Genomic DNA, 238 nt, shown 5'->3' with positions numbered 1-238 from the left:
CGCTAGTAGTTTGGCATATTTTACATTTCCTCACATAGTCATGGGCATCTTTGAACAAAGTTGGCCAATAATATCTAGCATGTAGTATTTTGTGCGCTGTAGTGTCTCCTCCAAAATGTCACCTGTCGGTCCATCATGTAATTCCTGCAAAACCGTTTGTGCTTCAGCTTTTTCAAGGCGTATTAATAAAACTGAATCATAGTTTCTCCTTAATAACACATTATCAATGATTTCATAG

At 37.0% G+C, this 238-nt stretch carries 1 protein-coding gene; it reads right to left on the bottom strand.

What is annotated here, in order from left to right; translation table 11 throughout:
• Positions 1 to 30: 30 nt before the first annotated feature.
• On the bottom strand, positions 31 to 238 hold a 208-nt coding region (locus QSV46_RS40995), incomplete at its 5' end, for a hypothetical protein (RefSeq protein ID WP_314964488.1).

It is taken from the genome of Bradyrhizobium cosmicum (genome assembly GCF_032290525.1).
Classification (GTDB): Bacteria; Pseudomonadota; Alphaproteobacteria; order Rhizobiales; family Xanthobacteraceae; genus Bradyrhizobium; species Bradyrhizobium cosmicum_A.
This window is presented reverse-complemented; position numbering and strand designations above follow the sequence as displayed.